We start from the raw sequence: 20,595 nt of genomic DNA on the forward strand, positions 1-20,595 counted from the left end.
CGCAGCGTCTCAACCCTACGGTTGCACCGGTTCGGGCTGCCCTGTGACCGGCGCGGAAGCAGCGGCAAGCGCCTTGGTAACCAGGAGTGCGGCACCGATAACCGGGACGACCACCCAGTACGAAAAGCGGATGCCGAAATTTTCGGCAACGAAACCGAGCAGCGGCGGCCCTGCGAAAAACACGAGAAACGTCGTCTGCGCCAGAGCCGCAACATTGATCGGTGCGGGCCGATCGGTGCGTCGGGCCGCAGCCGAGATGGCAAGCGGATAGACCGAAGAGCAGCCGATACCTGTCAGGCCAAAGCCTGCGAGCGCGACAACCGGGTGTGTCGCCGTCGCAACCATGACGAGACCGATGGCGGCGATCCCAAGAAGAGTGATTGCGACCGGCCGCGGATTGAAGCGGTCGATGACAGGGTCCATGCCGAGCCGCCCGATGGCGATGAACGAGGAGAAAATGGTCACGCTGAGCCCGCCGACGAAGGGTTCGACCGCGAATACGTCGCGCATATAGATCGCCGACCAATCGACGCTTGCGCCTTCGGCAAGAAGCGGAGCTGCGGCGACAAGGCAAAGGGGGAGCAGTCCGATCGTCGGAAAAGCGATGATCGGAGTATCTCCCGGGTGGGCCTCCTGCCGCCGGGGCGCGTTCTCGATCCCGGAGAAAACGATCGACCCGGCAATCAAGACCGACACGAGGACGATGAATGTATGCAGTTCGATGGAGACGGCAGCCTGCCGCATGCCGGCGGCGGCAAGGGCGGTGATGCAGAAGCCGAGGCTCCACATGCCGTGAGCCCGGCTCATGATGCGGTACCCAAGCAGCGCCTCGTGGCGATCGGTTTCGATATTGGCGTTGATCTCGAATGCTCCGGTGAAAACGCCGGCAATGAAGAACAATGGCACCGCCAGAAGAGCTGATGGCATCCAGGGGATCAGCGCGAAAAACAGCGACGCACCGAAGACGGTGACGAAAGCGGTGGTGCGCGCACCGAGCCTCTCGATGAACCTCACCGAGAACGTCAACCCGCAGAGAACCCCGGAGGACATGACGGCGAGCAGAAGGCCCAGCTCTCCCTCTGTGAGGCTGAACTTGAGCTGAAGGTCAGGCAGCCGCGAAACAAACGCGCCCAGGGAAAGGGCCACGGCAAACTGAATGAAGAAAATACGATGGTGCGGCTTCATCTCGGGGCCTCTGCTCTGATTGCGGCGGGATTGAAGCCCAGGGATCCGACGCATAGCTGGACATTCCGACAAAATGGCGACTGGCTCGGACACCCATGGTCTCTGGATTATCGACCACCTTTGCTGACAGCCCCTGTCAGCATGACGCAGCCGCCGGTAATTTCACAGTGGTTGGCAGCCGTTCATTCGGCGCTGCCGAGCGGCAATTCTCGCTCCCTGCATCAGCGGGAGGCTGCACCGAACAACATCGCTAATCACGCCTGCGGAACGGGAACGAAGCGCTTGCTTTGGCGGGCCACGCGCTCAGTTCATTGAGTGGAACGTCTCAAAAATCAGCGCCCTCAGCCAGCGATGCACGGGATCTGCGTCCATGCGGGGGTGCCACGCCTGCACGATGTTGAAACCCGACACGTCCACGGGCAGGTCAAAGGTTTCGATATGGCTTATCGCGGCGGACTTGCAATATGACTTCGGAATCGAGCCGATCAAATCGGATGCCGCCGCAACTGCTATCACCGCCGGAAAGCTTGGCACGATCAGTCTGACATCACGGACATGGCCCAATTCGGCGAGCGCCCTGTCGATCGGACCGGCAAAATCCGCTTGCATCGAGAAGAGCACGTGGCCCCAGGCAGCAAAACGCTCCGCCGTTATCCGATCTGCATCGAAGATCGGGTGCCCTAGCCTCGCGAGACCGACATACCGATCCTCGAAAAGGGTTTGGCAACGCAGTTCCCCGCTGTCTCGCGGGAGGACACCGATGTCCAGATCTATGGCTGCGTCCCTCAAAGCCTGAACATCCTTGTCTGATCTCGGCGCAAAGCGAAGCCTTATCCCCGGCGCAGCGCTCGTCACAGCGGCGCTCAGACCCGCGGCGTAGAGAAGCACGAATGCCTCATTGGCACGGATCGTGAAATGGCGGCGCACCTCCCGGATCTCCACGGTCGACGGCGGACTAAGCACGGATTGCACGGCTTCTTTCAACAAATGTACCTCGGCGCCAATCGCCAGGGCATGCGGCGTCGCAACCATGCCGCGCCCGGCCGGCACAAGGATCGGATCACCTAGCGCGGCCCTCAACCGTGACAGCGTCCGGCTCATGGCGGACGTGCTGAGGCCAAGCCGCCGAGCGGCGGCAGATACGCTCTGCTCGCGCAGCAACGCATCCAGTGCCACCAGGAGGTTGAGATCGAGATCAGACATGGCTCAATTCTATTCAGGCATGGCGCGATACGCAATGGTCAATTGATTTTGTTGCGTCTGGCGCGGGTAATCAGCAAAGCCTAAGTAATCGACCGTCCAACAAACATCGAGGAGTTCTCATGTCCCTCACCTACACCGCACCAGTTTCTCAAGACGGCCTGACGTCACCTCGACGGTACCTGGCTATTGCCATGTTGCTTCTTACGCTTGTTCTTGTCGTTTTGGACGGAGCCATTGCCAATGTCGCCTTACCCTCGATCGCGGTCTCGCTGCGCGCGGAGGCGGGTAGCACCGTATGGGTCGTCTCGGCCTATCAGCTGGCCGTGCTCGTCGCCATTCTCCCATGTGGTGCGCTGGGTGAAATCTACGGCGCGCGGCGGGTCTTCCTGATCGGCGTCGCGCTGTTCACCGCGGCTTCCGCGGCCTGCGCCTTTGCGGGCGATCTTCCCTTACTGATCCTTGCTCGTTTCGCACAGGGCTTGGGAGGTGGCGCGATCATGGCGCTTGCCATGATGAACCTGCGCTCGGCCGTGCCGCAGCATATGCTGGGTCCGATCATCGGCATCAATGCCATGGTCATCGCCATTTCTTCCGCTGCCGGCCCCGGCATTGCCGGCGCCATTCTTTCCGTCACCACCTGGCCCTGGCTGTTTGCAGTCAATATACCACTCGGCGCCATCGTTCTGCTCGGCGGCGGTCTGCTCGGGCAAATTCAGAGCGCGAAGCGAAAGCTGAACGCCAAGGCGATGCTGGCCAACACGCTGATGTTCATCCTTTTCTTCTGCGGCGCCGACCGGATAGCGATCGCGCCGATAAGCGGTGCCGTCCTCATCGCCGCATCGCTGGCCTGCCTTTTCGTCCTGCTGCGCCTTGAACGGAACAGTGACGCACCAATCGTTCCTACGGACCTGCTGGCGGCACCGGCATTCCGCGTGGCGGTCATCGCCTCGATATTCTGCTTCTGCGGCCAGATGCTGAGCTACATCGCGCTACCCTTTTACCTTCAACACACGTTGCACATGACGCCGGTTCTGGCCGGTCTATACATGGTGCCCTGGCCTGCCGCGACCGCGATCATCGCGCCCATTTCGGGACGTTTGGCAAACCGCGTCAAGACGGCATGGCTTTGCGCCATCGGCGGCGCGCTGCTCGCCCTGGGTCTCCTGGTGGTCGGATTCATCCCGCCCGACCCGAGAGGTATCGCGTTTCTCGTCGGCACTGTGATCGCCGGCCTCGGTTTCGGACTGTTCCAGACGCCGAACAACCGAATTCTCCTTCTGTCGGCACCGAAAGCCAGAAGCGGCGCCGCGGGCGCCATGCAAGGCACCGCGCGGCTTCTCGGCCAAACCCTGGGCGGGATCTGCATGTCGATCATCTTCGCAACATTGCCGTTGTCGAGCGCGCTCGAATTTGCGGTCGTCACTGCGGGTGGCTGCGCGGCAATAGCGAGCCTGGTCAGCCTGAGCCGGGCTCGCTACGAAGTGGTGAAACAGCCTGGAGCGACTTGAACAGGCGGTTCGTGGTCGTCCGGGTGAAAGGGGGCGCCGCCGCACACTGCCACATCAAGCTTGTATCAATGGGGAGCGCGACAGGTGGTCGAGTTTGCCCGCTCCCCGAATTGAGCACCCCACGCTAGACCGGCCGAAGCAGGACGTGTCGCTTCTTGCCGATCGACAGCCGGATCACGCCGTCCTGGATGTCGCAGTCGCCAAGCCGCATTGCCTCGTCGTTTATGCTGCCGCCGTTCACCCGAACTCCGCCGCCGACGATCAGTCGCCGTGCTTCGCTTTTCGACTTGGCGAGCCCGGCAACGACCATGGCGTCAACCAGCGGAAATGCACCGCGAAGGCTATCCGGCAGTCTGACTGTCGGGAGACCCGCCGGCACCTCGCCTGCTTCGAAAGTGCGCCGGGAGGTTTCGGAAGCTTGCGCTGCCGCATCTGCCCCGTGGCATAGGCTCGTGATCTGGTCGGCAAGGATCTTTTTCGCTTCGTTGATCTCGGAATCCCGAAGCACTTCGAGGCGTGCAATTTCGCCTAACGGTAGCTCGGTGAACAATCTGAGAAAACGACCCACGTCGGCATCCCCCGTATTTCTCCAGAATTGCCAGAACTCATAAGGCGACAACCGATCGGCGTTCAGCCAAACCGCGCCCGAAACGCTCTTGCCCATCTTCGCACCCGACGACGTCGTCAGCAGCGGGGCAGTCAATCCAAACAGCGCTCGCCCGCCTATCCGCCGTCCAAATTCGACGCCGCTGACGATATTGCCCCACTGGTCGGAGCCACCCAGTTGAAGCAGGCAGCCGCGGCTTTCTGCGAGGACATGGAAGTCGTAAGCCTGCATGACCATGTAGTTGAATTCCAGCAATGACAGCGATTGCTCTCGTTCCAACCGTTGGCGCACGCTCTCCGATGTGAGCATCCGGTTGACTGAGAAATATGGTCCGATATCGCGCAGGAAATCGAGATAGTTGAGCCCGCCCAACCAGTCGGCATTATTGACCATGACAGCATCGGTCGGGCCGTCCCCGAAAGCGAGGAAGCGCTCGAAGACCCTCCGGATGCCGATCAAGTTTTTCATGATCTGCTCTTGGCTGAGAAAAGGACGCGACGTGTCGCGGAAACTCGGATCGCCCAGGCGGCTTGTCGCACCGCCGAGCAAAGCGATGGGTTTGTTACCGGTCTTCTGGAACCACCGCAGCATCATGATCGGAATGAGATGGCCGACATGCAAGCTGTCGGCGGTGAGATCGAAGCCGTTATAGGCCGTGCCGGCTCCTGAACAAAGCCAGCTGTCGAGCGCTTCCAAGTCGGTGCATTGATGCAGGAAGCCGCGCTCGCTCAGAGTGCGAAGAAAGTCGGATCTGGGTCCGGTGGGCTGAGAGGATAGTGTCACAAGGGTCTCCATTTGGGCCGATGAGGCCGGAGACCATCTGTTGACACACGTGCCGCCGACCGTGCGGCGTCTCGAGTGTCAGGAATATGACCTTGCGCCGCTCTATGGGAGCAGCGTGTAATAGAAGTTCGAAAGGTTCAGGGTGCAGGTCATGCATCCTTATTATCATGCGACAGCGCAATCACAAGGGGATGTGAATTGACGATCACAAGGCCACCCTCCCCATCCCGCATCCGCCCCACATAAAAAATTCGCACCCGCATCAATTTGCTTGCCGTTCTGCAATGCGGCATATGTTTGTGCTCATAGGCAAATGGCATGAGCGGGGAAGCATGACGTCGACGCATAGGGATAAGACGGGGGATGGCGTCGGCCGGAAGGGCTTTGTCGGATTGGTCATCGGCGCGATCGGCGTCGTCTATGGCGATATCGGCACCAGCCCGCTCTATGCCTTCCGCGAGGCGCTGAGGCCCTTTGCCGCCGATGGCATACACGAACCCGAGGTCATCGGTCTCATTTCGCTGATGGTCTGGACGCTGACCATTATCGTGACCTTCAAATATGTGCTCTTCCTTCTCAGGGCGGACAATGACGGCGAAGGCGGCGCGCTGTCGCTCCTCGCCCTCCTGGTGAAGAAGATGGGGCGAAACGTGCCGGTGCTCTTCTTCGCCGGCCTGATCGGCGCCGCCCTCTTCATCGGCGATGCGATGATCACGCCTGCCTTGTCGGTCATGTCGGCGCTCGAAGGCCTGAAATTGATCACGCCCGCCTTTGCCGAATATGTCCCGCTTGCGTCGGCGGCGATCATGATCGTTCTCTTTGCCGTCCAGTCGAGGGGAACGGCCGCCGTTTCCAAGCTTTTCGGGCCGATCACGGTGTTGTGGTTTCTGGCCATGGCGGCGGGCGGCCTGATCCATATCGGCGACGACTGGAGGATCCTGGCCGCACTCAATCCCGCCAACGCATTCCTATTCCTCACCCATGCCGGCAGCGTCGGCCTCATCGTGCTCGGCGCCGTTTTTCTGACGGTGACAGGTGCTGAGGCGCTCTATGCCGATCTCGGGCATTTCGGACGCCGCCCGATCCAGATGGCGTGGTTCGTGCTCGTCTTTCCCGCATTGTTGCTGAACTACCTCGGGCAAGGCTCGCTGGTTCTCGCCCATCCCGAAACGGCCGGAAACCCGTTCTTTCTGATGTATCCCGACTGGGCCTTGCCGCCGATGGTTCTCCTGGCGACGATGGCAACGATCATCGCCAGCCAGGCGGTGATAACAGGCGCATTTTCGCTGTCCCGCTCGGCGGTTCACCTCGGCTTCCTGCCGAGGCTCAGGATCAAGTTCACGTCGGAGACCAACACCGGCCAGATCTATGTGCCGGCCGTCAATCTTCTCCTGCTGGTCGGCGTGCTGATGCTGATCTTTTCCTTCGGCGACTCCGAGTCGCTGGCAACGGCCTACGGCATCTCAGTGACGGGAACCATGGTCATCTCGACGATGCTGGTCTTCCAGTTCCTTCGGGTCGTCTGGGGTTACTCCCTCGTGCACGCCGCCGCCTGGCTGCTGCCGCTCTTTACCATCGAAGTCATGTTCCTGGCGGCCAATCTGCTGAAGATCTACGATGGCGGCTGGGTTCCGGTCGCCCTTGCGCTGGCGATCATGATCCTGATGTGGACATGGACCCGAGGCCAGGCCTATCTGAAGAGACTGCGGGCCAACAACGAGATCCCGCTCGATTCCTTCATCAGGTCGATCGAGCGAAAGTCGGACCATTCCCCCGTCACCGTTCCTGGAACGGCAGTCTTCCTGACCAGCGTTCCGGACCGGACGCCGAACGTGCTACTTCACAATCTCAAGCACAACCACGTGCTCCACGAACAGAACGTCATCCTGACCGTCTGGACGGAGGACGAACCTTATGTCCCCGATATCAGACGCATCAAGATCAGCCAGCTCTCGCCGCGTTTCGTGCGCCTCGATATCACCTTCGGCTTCATGGATGACCCCGACGTCACCAGGGCATTGGCTCTCTGCCGGGAGGGCGGCTTCAAGTTCGAGATCATGAGGACTTCCTTCTATCTCGGCCGCCGGAACCTCGTCAGGACGCCGAACACCGGGCTGCCCGCCTGGCAGGAGCGCATATTCATGGCGCTGGAAGGCTTGGCGATTGATCCTTCCGATTACTTCAACCTGCCATCCAACCGCGTCGTCGAACTCGGCGAACAGATCGCCATTTAGAGCAGGACGCCACCCGGCGACGGCGTCCGGACCGCGCTTGTTTCAGCCTCATATCGCAATGCGTTGAAGCCGAAGACGCGAGGCGCTGAACCTCACGCCTTCGCCGAGATCGCGCTCAGTTCCTCGAGATCGAGATCCCGTTCCAGCTCCAGCAGCGTCTCGTCGTCGATCTCGCCGGCGCGATGGAGGCGTATGAGTTCCCGACGCCCGATGGCAACCGCTTCGAGAATGACGTCGAAATGCGCATGGAGCACCGGCATGTATTGCTCGGTTTTCTCGGCGTAGTCGATGATCGACGTGGCACGGCGCTGGTAACGCTCCAGCAATTGCGGGTGGATGAGTTTTCCCTCCGCGTCGTAGGCCAGGTTCTGGACGACCCCAACCTGTGCCTGCGCCATGGCGGCTTCGGCCTGGCTCATCGTCAGCCGCGCCCGTTCCGACTCCGGCTCCACCAGCCGCGCCCAGGCGATCACCCGCCCCAATGTCGTGCCCTGGATGAGCACGGTGCCGAGGATCACGGCGAAGGACGTGACGAGAATGAAGTCGCGGCCCGGGAATCCCTCGGGCAAGCTCAGTGCCAAAGCGAGCGTCACCACGCCGCGCACGCCCGCCCAGCTGAGAACAGCAGCGCCGCCGACGCCGAGCGGCCGGGCGCGCGCAAACCCCATGGCGGCACAGAACCTGACGACGAAATCGCAGGCGAAGACCCAGGCAAAACGCGCCAGAACGAGCGCGATGAGGATCGCCAGCATCGGCAGCCCCATCGTCGCGATCACGGTGGTAAAGCCCCCGCCGCGTTCGACGACATCGCGAAGCGACAGTCCGATCAGGATGAAGACCGCCGCCTCCATCAGGAAGATCATCACCGTCCAGAACGAGGTGCCGCGCATGCGCATCGCGGCGGATAGCACGGTGTGCTGGTGCCAACTCATGATCAGACCCGCGGTCACGGTGGCGATGACGCCGGAAACATGCAGTTGCTCTCCGGCGAGATAGGCAATCCAGCCGAGCAGCACCGAGGCTGCGATGATGAGATATTCGTCGCCGAGGAGCCGGACGAGCTTGAACCACGCCGTTCCCACGACGATGCCGACGACGGCGCCGCCGAGCGCCAGCACGAGGAAACTGCCGCCCGCCTCCGCCGCGCTGAAGGCGCCCGTTGCGGCAGCGGCAACGGCGAAACGGAAGAGCACCAGGCCGCTCGCATCGTTGAGGAGGCTCTCGCCTTCCAGCAGAATCTGAAGCCGCCGCGGCAGCCTGACGCGCTGCAGCACGGCACGCGCCGCAACCGCATCCGGCGGCGCAACGATCGCGCCAAGGGCTGCGCAAGCTGCCCAGGGAATCGATGGAAAGATCAGATGGGCGACGACGGCGACGACCGCGCAGGTGAAAAACACCGCGCCGACGGCAAGCGAGGCGATGCCGATCACATGCCGCCGCAACCGCGCCACAGCAATGGACCAGGCGCCGTCCATCAACAACGGCGGCAGGAAGATGACGAGCACCAGCTCCGGATCGACTGATATCGCCGGCAACCCAGGTACAAAGGCCAGCAAGGCGCCCCCAGTCAGCAGCGCGACGGACGGCGGCAATCCGAGCCGGTGGGCGGCATAGTGCAGCGCGATGATCGCCAGAAACATCGCGATGACGAGCTCGAATAAGTGGGTTGGTTCCATGTGCCTCTGCCCCGGCTCAGCAACGAATTTCGGATACCTTCTGCATAATTCAAATCTGGAGTCGTTTCAAAGAATTGCACAACAATTCAAAGTGTTACCCTGCATTTTCGCGACGAACCCCAGTGGACGGCTTAGAGCAACCCGTCCGTGTGCTAGCATCGGCAGAATACGCTTTCTCGTCAATGCGTCGGACGGAATCGCCGCTTCGGGACCGCAGCCTACTGTCTCGGCAGACATCTGACGCCGATGATCGCGTTGCCATCGATCATTGCCAGGATTTAATTGGAGTTTCCTGCGCATCCTCCTTAAATCCTGCGTCTTCAGGAAAGGAAATAGATGAAAAGACGGACCCTTGTGCTTGGAGGTACGGCCATTGTCGCATCATTCGTGGCTGCGGCGGCAATCTGGCCACGGCGGCATATCACTGTTGCCGCCCGGACATTCGACTGGAGGGGAACCGATTTCGTAAGCGGCGGCACAAAGTCGATCGCCTTGGAAAAGCTGCCCGAGCCGCTCTTCCGCAGCCGTCCGAACTGCGTCGTCACCGTCGCCCAGACCCTTGGCCCTTGCCATGTCAACAATATTCCCACCCGTCAGGACGTCTCGGAAGGAAAGACCGGGCTGCCTTTGCGGCTCGCCGTCCGCATCGTCCATGCCGCCGATTGCCGGCCGATCGAAAATGCCGATATCGAAATCTGGCATACCGATCACCGCGGCATCTATTCCGGCCGCGAGGCTGCGGAGATGTGTACCTTCGGCGATGTCGAGGCGATCAGCGGTCTTGCCTTCCGCGGCCGCCAGCTGACGGATGCTAAGGGGCAGGCAAGCTTCCTGACGGCCTATCCCGGATGGTACAAGGGCCGCACGCCGCATGTTCATTGCCGCATCCTTGTCGACGGCAAGGAGCTTCTCGTCAGCCAGATCTATTTCGACGATGCGCTGAGCGACATCATCTATGGCGAGCATCCTGATTATCTCGGGCGCCCTGCCCGCGATACGCGCAACGACGAAGACGGTATCATTCCAGAGGATGCCGCCGACCACATGTTCGATTTCGAAAAGCTCGATGGCGGCGTGCTGTCCGCCACCATCACGATCGGTCTCTCCGCCTGAGAGGGAGCAGCGGGATTTTCGCACCCTCGACCACGACGACCTCCGGCCGTGGAATCCGGCACGAGGAAAAGGTCAAGGTCGGCATGTCGGTCGGAGAACACTGCCTATATGCCCGCATACCACTCATAACCGCGATCCTCCCAGAAGCCGCCATTGCCGCCGTAAAGCTGGCCGAGATCGGCGACGGCTTCGATGCCGGTCAGATATTTTGCCTGCTTGTAGCCAAGCTGGCGCTCGACCCGGAGCCTGAGCGGCGCGCCGTGGGCGACTTCGAGATCGCGGCCGTTCATGGTGTGGGCAAGGATCGTTTGAGGGTGGAACGCATCGACGAGATCGATGCTTTCGTAATACCAGCCGCTGCCGTCGAGCGTCTTTTCATATTCGTCGGCACAGTGGAAGACGATGAACCGGGCTTCGGGTTTCAAACCGGCCGCCTGCAGCAGCGCGCCAAGCGGCACGCCGGTCCATTTGCCGATCGCGCTCCAGCCTTCGACGCAGTCATGCCTCGTGATCTGCGTGCGGGCCGGCAGGGCTTTCAGATCCGCCAGCGACAGCTGCATCGGCCTGTCGACCAACCCGCCGACCTCGAGCTTCCAGCTTGAAAACCGCTGGTTCATCCAGTCGATATAGCGGGCATTATCCGGCATGCTCGTGCCGTTGGCCCGGAAGGTCGGCGAGATATCGGCTTCCGTGAATTCGCGGGCGAGCGCGCCGTCGCCGAGCAGGAAGCGTTGCGTCTTCATGCTGAAGCCTTCGGCGATCTTCAGCACCGATTTCGTTCGATCGTTTTCGACGAGGGCATCGCAGCCGGCGAGCCCCAGCGCCGATGCCGTCATCGTCGTGCCGATCAGGAAGCGACGTCTGGTGATGATGCGGCTCATGACTTTCCTCCCTGCCCGATGTCGTAATAACCGGTGACCATCGAGCGCAGATTGTTGAACACGCCCGAAACCAGCACCATCGCCACATGCACGGCAACGAAGGCGACGAGCGAGAAGGCGGTCAGGAAATGCAGTGTGCGGGCCGATTGCCGGCCGCCGAACAGATCGAGCAGCCAGGGGGCGACCGCGTCGAAGCCCGGCGACATGGTAAGCCCTGTCCCGATCATCAGCGGCAGCAGCACGAAGATCACGGCGACATAGGCGAGTTTCTGCAGCGTATTATAATGGCGTGCCTCGGCCCCCTTGGGAAAGCGCAGCCGGGCATGATTGACGATCTCATGGCCGAGATGCGAAGGCTTCAGCTCTTCGGCCGCCGGCAGCAGATCGCGGCGGAAATGCCGGCTGACAAAACCATAAGCGAGATAGATGAAGCCGTTGATGACGAACAGCCAGGCAAAGAAGAAATGCCAGCGCCGGCCCGATGCCAGATCCTGGTAGCTCGGCAAGGTCAGCCAGTTCGGAAAACCGCGCACCGCAGCCTCGCCGTCGACATTCGAAACCCCGAGAACGCCCGTCGTGTCGAAGCTCAATCCGCCCAAGTGCGTGACACCCTTCAGCGCATCGCCTTCCTGCTCCGCCTCCATCGAGATGAAGGACGGATCGTCGTCGGCGCCGTACTGGCCCCAATAGAGCGCCGGATGGGCGTTGAATATCTGCAGGCCGCTATACAGCAGCACCGTCATGCACAGCACATTCACCCAGTGCGACAGGCGCACCAGCAGGTCATGGCGGTAGAAGAGCGTGCGTCCGCTCGCCATGCCGGCATCGGTCGTGGCCATTGTAGTTCCTCCGGATCGACATGAAAGGTCTTCGCGAGAAAGGACGCGGCCGCCGATGATAAAGTTTCAGCGGCCGCGGCTAAACTTACTTCATCGCGTCGCAGGCCTTCATCATCGTGTCTTTCTTCATCGTGTCCTTCTCCATGCCGGCATTGTGCATGCAATCGGCCTTGGTGCTGCCGGTCGCCATTGCGTCCTTCGACATTGCATCCTTGGACATCGCGTCCTTCGACATCGCGTCGGTCTTCATGCTGTCTTTCTTCATGGCATCGCTGCTCTGGGCGCTGGCGGCGCCGGCAAGCGACAGGCCGATGACGAAGGTGCAGGCGGCAAGGCTGGAAAGGATCTTGGTCATGAGGGTCTCCTCGGATCGATTGACATGTCCGCCGGCACCCGCCGACGGCTCACAGTCCTGAATTCGAACCCCTTGCGAAGACGGTTACAGCCTCACGCTTATGTGATAGCGCTACAGCGTCCTTTGCGCGTCTTTTCGAGACGCGCAAAGGACGCTGTACACTTTGAATTGCCACCGGAAGATTTTTGAACCCGCCTGTAACCAAAGCTTCATCCACCCGAATGATATTGCAGACGACATGACGAGCACCCATTCGGAACAAGCACTGAAGATGCTGATGCTTCTTTCCCTCGACGGGGACGAGGCTGCCTATCGGCGTCTGCTCGTGACGTTGCGAACCCTGCTCGTCGGTTATTACGGCGGGCGGATCGGCGCGACGGCGAAATCCGACACGGAAGATCTCGTGCAGGAGACGTTGCTGGCGCTGCATTCGCGCCGGGCGACCTATGATAGGGAGCGGCCGTTCACCGCGTGGTTCTTCTCGATTGCCCGCTACAAGCTGATCGACCACCACCGAAAGCATGGCGGCCGGTACAGGGCGGAAATGGAGCTGGACGAGGAGATCGAAGACGACTTCAGGGAGGATGCGATTGCAGCGCGCATGGATGTCGAACGGCTGTTGAACGGCCTGCCGCAGCACCAGCAGGAGTTGATCCGGCAGGTCAAGCTCGAGGGGCAGTCGGTGGCCGATACGGCAAGCCGCACCGGACAGTCGGAATCGGCGGTCAAGGTCGGCGTTCACAGGGGCATCAAGGCGCTGGCGGCAAGATTGCGAGGTGGAATGTGAGAGAGACTGAGGACGTGATCGACAGCCTTGTCCGGGATCTGAAGCCGGTGCCGAGACATGCGCTCGAACGCCGCTTCGCGCTCGCCATCCTGCCTGCTCTGGCAGTCTCGCTGCTGCTGATGCTTATCGTCGTCGGCCTTCGCACCGATATGGCGCAGGCGCTGATGCTGCCGGTCTTCTGGATCAAGTCCGCCTACAATGCCCTGCTCGCAATCGCCGCCTTCGCAGCCGTTTACCGGCTGTCCCGGCCGGATGGCTCGGAAGGCCGCTTTTTCGGAATTGCCGCGGCCATCATACTCGCCCTCGCCGTCATGGCGGTCATCCAGCTCGCTTTGTCGCCGGCCGCAAGCTATCCCGTGCTGGTGCTCGGCTCCTCCGCCCTGCATTGCCCGCTGCTGATCTTTGCCTTTGCCATGCCGATCCTGATCGCAAATACCTGGGTTCTCCGTGGCGGCGCCCCGAGCAACCTCGGCATCACAGGCTTCATCGCCGGCATTGCCGCCGGCGCATCCGGCGCCTGGGTCTATTCCTGGTTTTGCACGGAAAACGGCCTGCCCTTCGTCACCCTCTGGTATTCGCTCGGCATCCTCTTGACCGGTGCAATCGGCGCCCTCCTCGGGCCCCGCCTCCTGCGCTGGTAGCACCGGCTGTCGGATTGCAGTGCCGATTGTCCCGCAATGCCGAGCTCGGTCGAAGACGCGCAGCAATGCGACGCTAATCCTTCATCCGACATGAAACCAGATGCAGCATTCCTGCGTACTACTCAGGGGATGGGTCTTGCGTACCCCCTGAATGGGAAAACACAGGCAGCGAGGAATGACGGCATGGTCAGGAAAGAAGGCGTAGCCCATATCACCCGGCAAGCCGCGGAACAGGGGCTGGCCAGGCTGATGATGAGGCTGCCTGCGACGCGGGCGACGATCAGAACAGCCGCGGCGAGCCAGCCCCATTTTTACGAATTATGCGGCGCCTACGGCGAAGCCTGCGCCGTCCTCGATCGCATGCGCCGGGATAGATCGGCCGATTCCGCAATCATCACCGAATACGAGATCATCTGCGCGGAAATCGAAGTCGACGTCATCAGGATCCTGCTCGGCGATCAATGAGACTTCGCAAGTGCTGGGCGGACTGCCGCCGCGATGATGCAACGCCAATTGCTGCCGGCATCCCTATCAGCTCAGCAAGTCATTCACATGGATGGAGACGCTCAAAGTATCCGTGTCGAAATGCAGCGAAGTCCCATCGGAGATCTTGTAGTGGAAGGTGTCGCTCACGTCTCCGCTGAGCCCGGCGAGCTTCGCCGCATCGGCCGTATAGGTGTAATCGCCGTCACTGTCGACATGGATGGTGCCGTATTTGCCGGTCAGCGTCACGCCGTCCTTGTCGACGAATTCGCCCTCGAAGCGGCGAAGCAGCACGGTTCCGTTGGCCGAGCTGTCGTTTTCGAGGAGATTGCCATAATGGGCGGCGTCCAGATCGGAGGCGATTTTCAGGCTGTCATGGGTTGCGACAAGCGCAGGCGCCGTGTCCGTGTGCGTCACATCGCCGACCGCGAGACTATCGCTGCTCGCAAGCATCGTCGCCTGGGCCTCGTCGAGCGTCGTGTTGTTGCTGACGGGAAAGGTGTTCGCGGCGATGATGGCGGGGGAGATGCTGTAGGGCGTGACATCGCTGGCGATGACATTGTCGTGGAAGGAGCCGGATGCCGGCCTGTCGACCTTCAGCGCCGCTGAGGACAGGTCATCGAAAACATTGCCGTAGATATTGATATCTTCGCGAACGTAACTGGTCGTGCCGGCGGCACTGATCGCCACGCCCCATACGCCGTCATGGATGTAATTGCCCGATATATCGTAGTCCCGCGTGTCGCCCGTGTCTCCGAGACCGATGGCATAGGACCAGCTGTAGCCGCCATAACCTGAAATATCGTTGTCGTGGATGGCGACGTTGGTGCCGGCTTGTGCGCCGATCCCGAAGCCGCCCCCGACAATCGCGTTGTCCTCGACCAGGGCATTTACGGGCCGAACGAGCGCGATGACGCCCTTCGGCGTAGCTGCGCCCGTCTGGTCGAGGTAGTTGCCGCTGATCAGGATATTGCTGCTGTCGTTCATCTGGACGGCATCTGCCGCAGTGCCGTGGGCGTTGGTGACGGTGTTGTTGAGAAAATTGACGCCGTTGATCTTCTCGATCCAGACGCCGTCGCCGTTCACGTCGTTGATCGTGCTGTTTTCGATGGTGATGTTCGAGCCGGTCCGGAAGGTGATCGAACCGGCTTTGCCTGCCAAGCCGGTATGATCGACCTCGACATTGCGCACGGTCCAGTTCGAAACATAGCCGCCATAGATGGCCGCGCCGCCGGTATCCGATATCTTGATATTCTCGATGACGATGTTCGATGCATAAAGGCTGTGAATACCGTCGCCGGGGCTATGGATGACTGGCGCATCGCCGACACCGTAGCTGCCGATGGTGATCGGGGCACTCACTGTGCCGGAATATTTCAGGTCGAGCTGGTCGTTGAACACGCTTCCGGCGGCGAGCAGCACGCTGTCGCCCGGCTGCAGCTTCAAGTTTTCCACCGCCCAGAACGACGAAAATGGCGTGGCCTCGCTCGTTCCGCTGTTGCCATTGGAGCCTGTCGCTGGATTCACATAATAGATTGTCATATCGCCTTGTTCTCGAATTGCCGCGCAGCCGTCTGAATCGGCTGCGACGCGTGGATCGGATGCGGTCGGGGCTAAAGGCCGTGGCCTTCGATATTGCCTTCACGACGGTCGGCAGACCCTGTGGGCCTGCCTTGGTCTCGAGAACGCCTGGCGGAGGCGATATCCTGGAGATGACAACTTATACGAAAACAATCTACTAAAAAGCGACCGAAAGGTGAATGAACGGTAATCGTCCCCTCGGCGACGTATGGTCGCAGGAGGTGTAGATGTCCTGTTTCAGGTCAGTCGCAAGCCGGAAAGGTTGGGGCCGTATTGCAGCCCCTTACCCTCACCCGGCGGGCAGCCGGATGAGGGGCGCCGCGGAGCCATTTGGTGGCAAGAGCAACGCTTCCCCGGGGAGTGGAAGCGACGCCTCCCCGGGGGAGTCACGCCTCCCCCGGCGTAGCGCCGCTCCCGGCACCCTCACCTCAGCTCAGCAAGCCATCCAGGTGGATCAAGACGGTCAGCGTATCCCCGTCGCTATGATGCGAGGTTCCATCGTTGACCCCGTAACTGAAGGACTCGCTCACGTGTCCGCTATGGTCGGTGGGGAGCTTCGTTTCATCGAGCGTGTAGGCATAGTTGCCTTCTCTGTCCACGTGGATGTCACCGTATTCCCCGGTCAGCGTAAGGCCGTGCTTGCCGACAGTTTCATCCCCGAAGCGGCGAAGCACCAGGGTGTCATTGTCCGAGCTGTCGTTTTCGAGAAGATTGCCATGATGGGCAGCACCCGTATCGCTGAGGATCTTCAAATTGTCATGGACAGCGACAACTGCCGGATCCGCCGCCGCCTCCGTTGCTGCGGCAGTCTTGGCAACCGGGCTCGCCAGCGCCGTCTCGACATTGGCAACCGTATGGTTGTTGCTGACGGAGAAGGTGTGGGCGTCGACGATATCAGGCGATATGCTGGTGGCCGTGACGCCGCTCTCGATGGTATTGTTGGAAAAGGAGCCGGATGCCGGCCTGTCGACCTTCAACGCCGCCTGTGAGAGGTCGTCGAAGACATTGTCGTGGACCTTGATATTCGTGCGGTCGTAGCTCGGGCTGCCGGCAGCGGAGATGACCACGCCCGAGGCGCCGTCATGGATGTGGTTGCCCGCGATATCGTAGTCTCTCGTATCGCCCGTGTCGCCGAGACCGACGGCAAAGGACCAGCTGTAGCCGTGAAAACCCGATATGTCGTTGTCGCGGATGGCAACATTCTTGCCGGCCTGCGCGCTGATGCCGAAGCCGCCGCCGGTGAGCGTATTATCCTCGACCACGGCATTCACCGGCCTGACGAGCGCGATGACGCCCTTCGGACTATCGGCATGCGTCTGGTCGAGATGATTGCCGCGGATCAGAATGTTGCTGCTGTCGTTCACCTGCACCGCATCGGCCGTCGCGCCATGGGCGTTGGTGACGGTATTGTTGAGAAGCTTGATGCCGGTGACCTTTTCGATCCAGAAGCCGTCGCCTCTGACGTCCGATATCTTGCTGTCTTCGATCGTGACGTTCTTGCTGCTCCGGAAGGTGACGGCGCCAGCGTTTTCCGACAATCCCGTCTTGGCGATCTCGACGTCGCGGACCGTCCAGTTCGTGACACTGCCGCCATAGATGCCCGCACCTGCTGTATTCGATATCTTCAGGTTCTCGATGACGATGTTCGAGGCATAGAGACTGTGGATGCCGTCGCCGCTGCTGTGGATGACGGGCGCAGCCCCCGTCCCGTAACTGCCGATCTTGATCGGCGCACTCTCGCTGCCGGAATATTTGATATCGAACTGCTCGTTGAACACGCTCCCCTTGGCAAGAAGCACGCTGTCGCCGGGTTTCAGTTTCAAGGATTCCACTTTGGACAAAGTCGCAAAAGCCGAGTTCTGGCCCGTTCCACCGTTGCGGTCGGAGCCAGTCGCTGAGTTCACATAGTAGACTGTCATATCGCCATGTTGCCCTGTTCGTCGGATCGCTAATGTCGCCGCCGGGATCGCCCAGAATCGGCCGATCGGATGCGGCGGAGGGCAACCGGCCACGGCAAGAAGGCGATAAGATGTTGTCAATGGGGCAGCGGGCGGGTTCGCGCGCCTCATTCCACAGGCAATTGCCTGGTGTGACGAAAGTTACAACTTTGGCCGAGAAATCGGCGACTTCGAGGTGAATAAATCGCAGCGCGTTTGCGCGAGGCGCACGTCGCCTTCGGTCTGTACGCCATGTGATTCTTGCCTTCGCTTGCGCTCAAGGCGCACTCCAAGGTGAAACCCTACCCCCTCGCCCTCAAAGCCGAGGTCAGCGGCAACCATGTCGCAGCGATGGGGAGACCTCAGGCCCTACAGCGCCGCGCGTCTTTTCAGACGCGCAAAGGACGCTGTAGCACTTTGAATTGCTGTATAATTTTATCCTTAAATCGATTCCGATTTAAGGAATTATGCAGTAGCCGCTTCGGCCTTGATCTTCGGCTTCAGCAGGATGATGAGAAGCAAGCCGGCGATGATGAGTGCCGCGCCTTCGAGGTGATAGCGTTGCAACTGCTCGCCTAGGATCAGATAGGCGAGCACGGCGATGAAGATGGTCTGAATGTAGAGGAGGACACCGGCCCGAGCCGCTCCCAGGGCCTCGATACTTCGATTGAAGAGGTAGTACATGACCGCCCCGCCGGGGATCGCGACATAGGCGAGCGCGATGAGCCCGCTGCCGTTGAGCGTCGAGCGCTCGTCTGAGAATAGCTCGAACAGGTAGAAGGGCAGCGCCGTCAGCACCGCCGCGCCGAGCAGCAGCACCAGGAGCGCAAGGCGATTCATATCGAATTTCGCGCGGCGGAGCAGGACGCTATAGAGGCTGAAACAGAACGCGCCAGCGACGATCCACAGTTCACCCGGGTTGAAGTCGAGCCGCATCAGCGCGGCCGGACTGCCCTTGATGATGATGACCACGATCCCGAGAAAGGCCAAGATCGATCCGATCACCTGCCAGCGTCCCATCGGCTCGGCTAGCATCAAACGGGCAAGGATCATGGTGATGATCGGGATCAGGGCGATGATGATGCCGGCAGTGGTGGCATCGGCATGTTCGAGACCGACGAAAATCATGCCCTGGCAGATCGCCAGTCCCACACCGCCAATCGCAAGCAGTTCGAGGGCGCGAGCCCGCACCAGCGCGACCATGTCGCCGAAATGCCGGCGCACGATCGGCATCAGGATCGCGAAGGCGATCAGCACGCGCCAGAAGCAGAGCGCCCAGGGCGGCATCTCCGAAGAAACCCATTTCGCTGCTATATAGACGCCTGCCGACAGCAGCCAGCAGAGAACACCCACGGAATAGGCGGCGGCAAGCGAATTGCCTGTCGCCTGTTCCGTCCCGACCGTGTCGCGATGGACCGCCAAGACATTCATTGCCATGGCTCAGTTATGCCACAGTTTCCGTGGGCTGCACAGATGAGGCGGCGGCGCTCCGCCTGTAGCGGATGTCTCCTTCGGGCCGATCAGGACGGTCGCCGCGATGATGTGACCCGCCCGGAAGGTTTAGACAGCCAGCCTTTATTCCCTCGCCCGCAATGCCGAGGTCAGCGGCAACCGTGTCGCCGCCAGCGCCGGCAACGCTCCGCCGATGATGCCGATGGCAAGCCCCAGCAGGCCGGCGGTGAGCGCGACGTCGGTGGTGACGTCGAGCTGGAAGGCCATCTTGGTGTTGTTGGCGCCCATCGTGCTGGCCTGCCAGCCGTTGAAGGCGAGCCGGGAGGCGAGGATGCCGAGGGCGGCGCCTGATATCGAGAGAGCCACGGCCTCGACCCAGGTCGCAGCAAAGGCCGGCAGGCGGCCGAAACCGAGCAGGCGCAGCGTTGAGATTTCGACGGTGCGGTCGGAGACCGAGCTCATCATCGTATTCAGCGCGCCAGCGGTGGCGCCGACGGCCATCAAAAGCGCCAGCGGCCAGCCGAACAGGCGGATGAGGCTCGCGGTGCGCTCAGATTCCGCGGCATAAAGATCGGCCTCGGAGACGGCGGTGAGCGGCGCACCGGGAAATGCGGAAAGATGCTCCTGCAGCACCGGCAATCCGCCTGCCCCCGCAAGCCGCACGCGCAGGCTCTGCACCTGTCCCTGCCGGTCGAAGGCCGATTGCACCGCCTCCAGATCCGCCCAGATCTCGGATTCGAAGGCGCTGCCGCCGGAGGTGAAATGCCCTGTCACCGTCCAGTCCATCGTGCCGAGCCGTACTTTGTCGCCGACGGCGAAGCCGGAGAATTCATCGGCGATGCGGCCGCCGACGACGATTTCGCGCGCACCTGGCGAAAAAAGCCGCCCTTGGGAGAGCGTGGCGCGGTCGCGCAAGCCGGGGCCGGCCAGATCCATGCCCCGCAGCGACAGCGTCTGCTCAGCGCCGTCGCTGGCCCTGACGACATCGACGGGAACGACGATCTCGCGCGACAGCGCCAGGCCGCCCGCGGCATTGCGCACCACGCCGATCTCGCCGGTCATGGCGGCAAGGCTGCGGATCGCTTCGGCCGGCACATCCGAGCCGGTCTCCTGATTGGTGCCGCCGCCGAGAATGACGGCGATGCCGGTCGAACCCGCGCCTTGAAGGGCTGCCTCAAAGCCCCTGGCCATGGCGAGAAAACCCGCAAGCACCGCCACCACCAGGGCCACCGACAACACCATCGACAGCGAGATCCACAGCCGCCGCGGCAGGCTGCCGAGATTGACTCTGACCATGAGAAAGATCTGCTTGAGAGCTGATGACATTGGA

The 20,595-nt window shown here is 61.3% G+C and carries 17 protein-coding genes; 6 read left to right on the forward strand and 11 right to left on the reverse strand.

Features of this window, described 5'->3' with window-relative positions:
* Positions 1-15 precede the first annotated feature (15 nt).
* Positions 16-1,185 (reverse strand): MFS transporter, encoded by a 1,170-nt coding sequence (locus tag J3P73_RS15410; protein WP_024322430.1) that lies wholly within the window; start codon positions 1,183-1,185, stop codon positions 16-18.
* A gap of 303 nt (positions 1,186-1,488) precedes the next feature.
* On the reverse strand, positions 1,489-2,388 hold the full coding sequence (locus J3P73_RS15415) for a LysR family transcriptional regulator (protein WP_018074408.1): 900 nt from the start codon (positions 2,386-2,388) through the stop codon (positions 1,489-1,491).
* Positions 2,389-2,579: 191 nt separating this feature from the next.
* On the opposite strand from J3P73_RS15415, the gene J3P73_RS15420 reads away from it, so the two are divergent.
* Positions 2,580-3,896 carry an MFS transporter gene (locus tag J3P73_RS15420; protein ID WP_018074407.1) on the forward strand — a complete coding sequence of 439 codons (1,317 nt, stop codon included), beginning with the start codon at positions 2,580-2,582 and terminating at the stop codon, positions 3,894-3,896.
* Between the two features lie 124 nt (positions 3,897-4,020).
* On the opposite strand, the gene tyrS is transcribed toward J3P73_RS15420, so the two are convergent.
* Positions 4,021-5,286: a tyrosine--tRNA ligase gene (tyrS, locus tag J3P73_RS15425; RefSeq protein ID WP_018074406.1), complete on the reverse strand. Its 1,266-nt coding sequence runs from the start codon at positions 5,284-5,286 to the stop codon at positions 4,021-4,023.
* 332 nt (positions 5,287-5,618) lie between these two features.
* On the opposite strand from tyrS, the gene J3P73_RS15430 reads away from it, so the two are divergent.
* Entirely contained in the window at positions 5,619-7,520 is a 1,902-nt protein-coding gene (locus J3P73_RS15430; RefSeq protein WP_020397671.1) for a potassium transporter Kup, read from the forward strand.
* A gap of 92 nt (positions 7,521-7,612) precedes the next feature.
* On the opposite strand, the gene J3P73_RS15435 is transcribed toward J3P73_RS15430, so the two are convergent.
* Complete coding sequence (locus tag J3P73_RS15435; RefSeq protein ID WP_018074404.1) at positions 7,613-9,196, reverse strand: Na+/H+ antiporter; 1,584 nt, start codon at positions 9,194-9,196, stop codon at positions 7,613-7,615.
* A 336-nt stretch (positions 9,197-9,532) separates the two neighbouring features.
* On the opposite strand from J3P73_RS15435, the gene J3P73_RS15440 reads away from it, so the two are divergent.
* Positions 9,533-10,309 (forward strand): dioxygenase family protein, encoded by a 777-nt coding sequence (locus tag J3P73_RS15440; RefSeq protein ID WP_024322435.1) that lies wholly within the window; start codon positions 9,533-9,535, stop codon positions 10,307-10,309.
* A 104-nt stretch (positions 10,310-10,413) separates the two neighbouring features.
* On the opposite strand, the gene J3P73_RS15445 is transcribed toward J3P73_RS15440, so the two are convergent.
* The 3 genes from J3P73_RS15445 to J3P73_RS15455 form a co-directional block, all read right to left on the reverse strand.
* The gene (locus J3P73_RS15445) at positions 10,414-11,190 is read right to left on the reverse strand and encodes a molybdopterin-binding protein (protein ID WP_130692118.1); all 777 of its coding nucleotides are present in this window, start codon (positions 11,188-11,190) and stop codon (positions 10,414-10,416) included.
* On the reverse strand, positions 11,187-12,029 hold the full coding sequence (locus J3P73_RS15450; protein WP_130692120.1) for a cytochrome b/b6 domain-containing protein: 843 nt from the start codon (positions 12,027-12,029) through the stop codon (positions 11,187-11,189). The genes J3P73_RS15445 and J3P73_RS15450 overlap by 4 nt, the downstream gene beginning before the upstream one ends.
* Before the next feature lie 85 nt (positions 12,030-12,114).
* On the reverse strand, positions 12,115-12,384 hold the full coding sequence (locus tag J3P73_RS15455) for a pentapeptide MXKDX repeat protein (RefSeq protein WP_024322438.1): 270 nt from the start codon (positions 12,382-12,384) through the stop codon (positions 12,115-12,117).
* Positions 12,385-12,622: 238 nt separating this feature from the next.
* Between J3P73_RS15455 and J3P73_RS15460 the strand changes: the two genes are divergently transcribed.
* The 3 genes from J3P73_RS15460 to J3P73_RS15470 all read left to right on the forward strand — a co-directional run bounded on the left by J3P73_RS15460 (position 12,623) and on the right by J3P73_RS15470 (position 14,277).
* Complete coding sequence (locus J3P73_RS15460; RefSeq protein ID WP_075224000.1) at positions 12,623-13,171, forward strand: sigma-70 family RNA polymerase sigma factor; 549 nt, start codon at positions 12,623-12,625, stop codon at positions 13,169-13,171.
* Complete coding sequence (locus J3P73_RS15465) at positions 13,168-13,812, forward strand: NrsF family protein (protein ID WP_024322440.1); 645 nt, start codon at positions 13,168-13,170, stop codon at positions 13,810-13,812. Before J3P73_RS15460 ends, J3P73_RS15465 begins: the two co-directional genes overlap by 4 nt.
* Positions 13,813-13,995: 183 nt before the next feature.
* Positions 13,996-14,277: a hypothetical protein gene (locus tag J3P73_RS15470; RefSeq protein ID WP_024322441.1), complete on the forward strand. Its 282-nt coding sequence runs from the start codon at positions 13,996-13,998 to the stop codon at positions 14,275-14,277.
* A gap of 66 nt (positions 14,278-14,343) precedes the next feature.
* Here the strand turns inward: J3P73_RS15470 and J3P73_RS15475 are convergent, their stop codons facing one another.
* From J3P73_RS15475 to J3P73_RS15490, 4 genes are all read right to left on the reverse strand, one after another.
* Positions 14,344-15,837: a right-handed parallel beta-helix repeat-containing protein gene (locus J3P73_RS15475; protein WP_024322442.1), complete on the reverse strand. Its 1,494-nt coding sequence runs from the start codon at positions 15,835-15,837 to the stop codon at positions 14,344-14,346.
* Positions 15,838-16,304: 467 nt separating this feature from the next.
* Positions 16,305-17,795 (reverse strand): right-handed parallel beta-helix repeat-containing protein, encoded by a 1,491-nt coding sequence (locus J3P73_RS15480; protein WP_207579657.1) that lies wholly within the window; start codon positions 17,793-17,795, stop codon positions 16,305-16,307.
* Between the two features lie 483 nt (positions 17,796-18,278).
* The gene (locus J3P73_RS15485; RefSeq protein ID WP_024322444.1) at positions 18,279-19,250 is read right to left on the reverse strand and encodes a DMT family transporter; all 972 of its coding nucleotides are present in this window, start codon (positions 19,248-19,250) and stop codon (positions 18,279-18,281) included.
* Positions 19,251-19,388: 138 nt separating this feature from the next.
* On the reverse strand, positions 19,389-20,591 hold the full coding sequence (locus J3P73_RS15490; protein WP_075224003.1) for an ABC transporter permease: 1,203 nt from the start codon (positions 20,589-20,591) through the stop codon (positions 19,389-19,391).
* Between the last annotated feature and the right edge of the window lie 4 nt (positions 20,592-20,595).

Source organism: Rhizobium ruizarguesonis, from assembly GCF_017357285.1.
Taxonomy (GTDB): domain Bacteria; phylum Pseudomonadota; class Alphaproteobacteria; order Rhizobiales; family Rhizobiaceae; genus Rhizobium; species Rhizobium ruizarguesonis.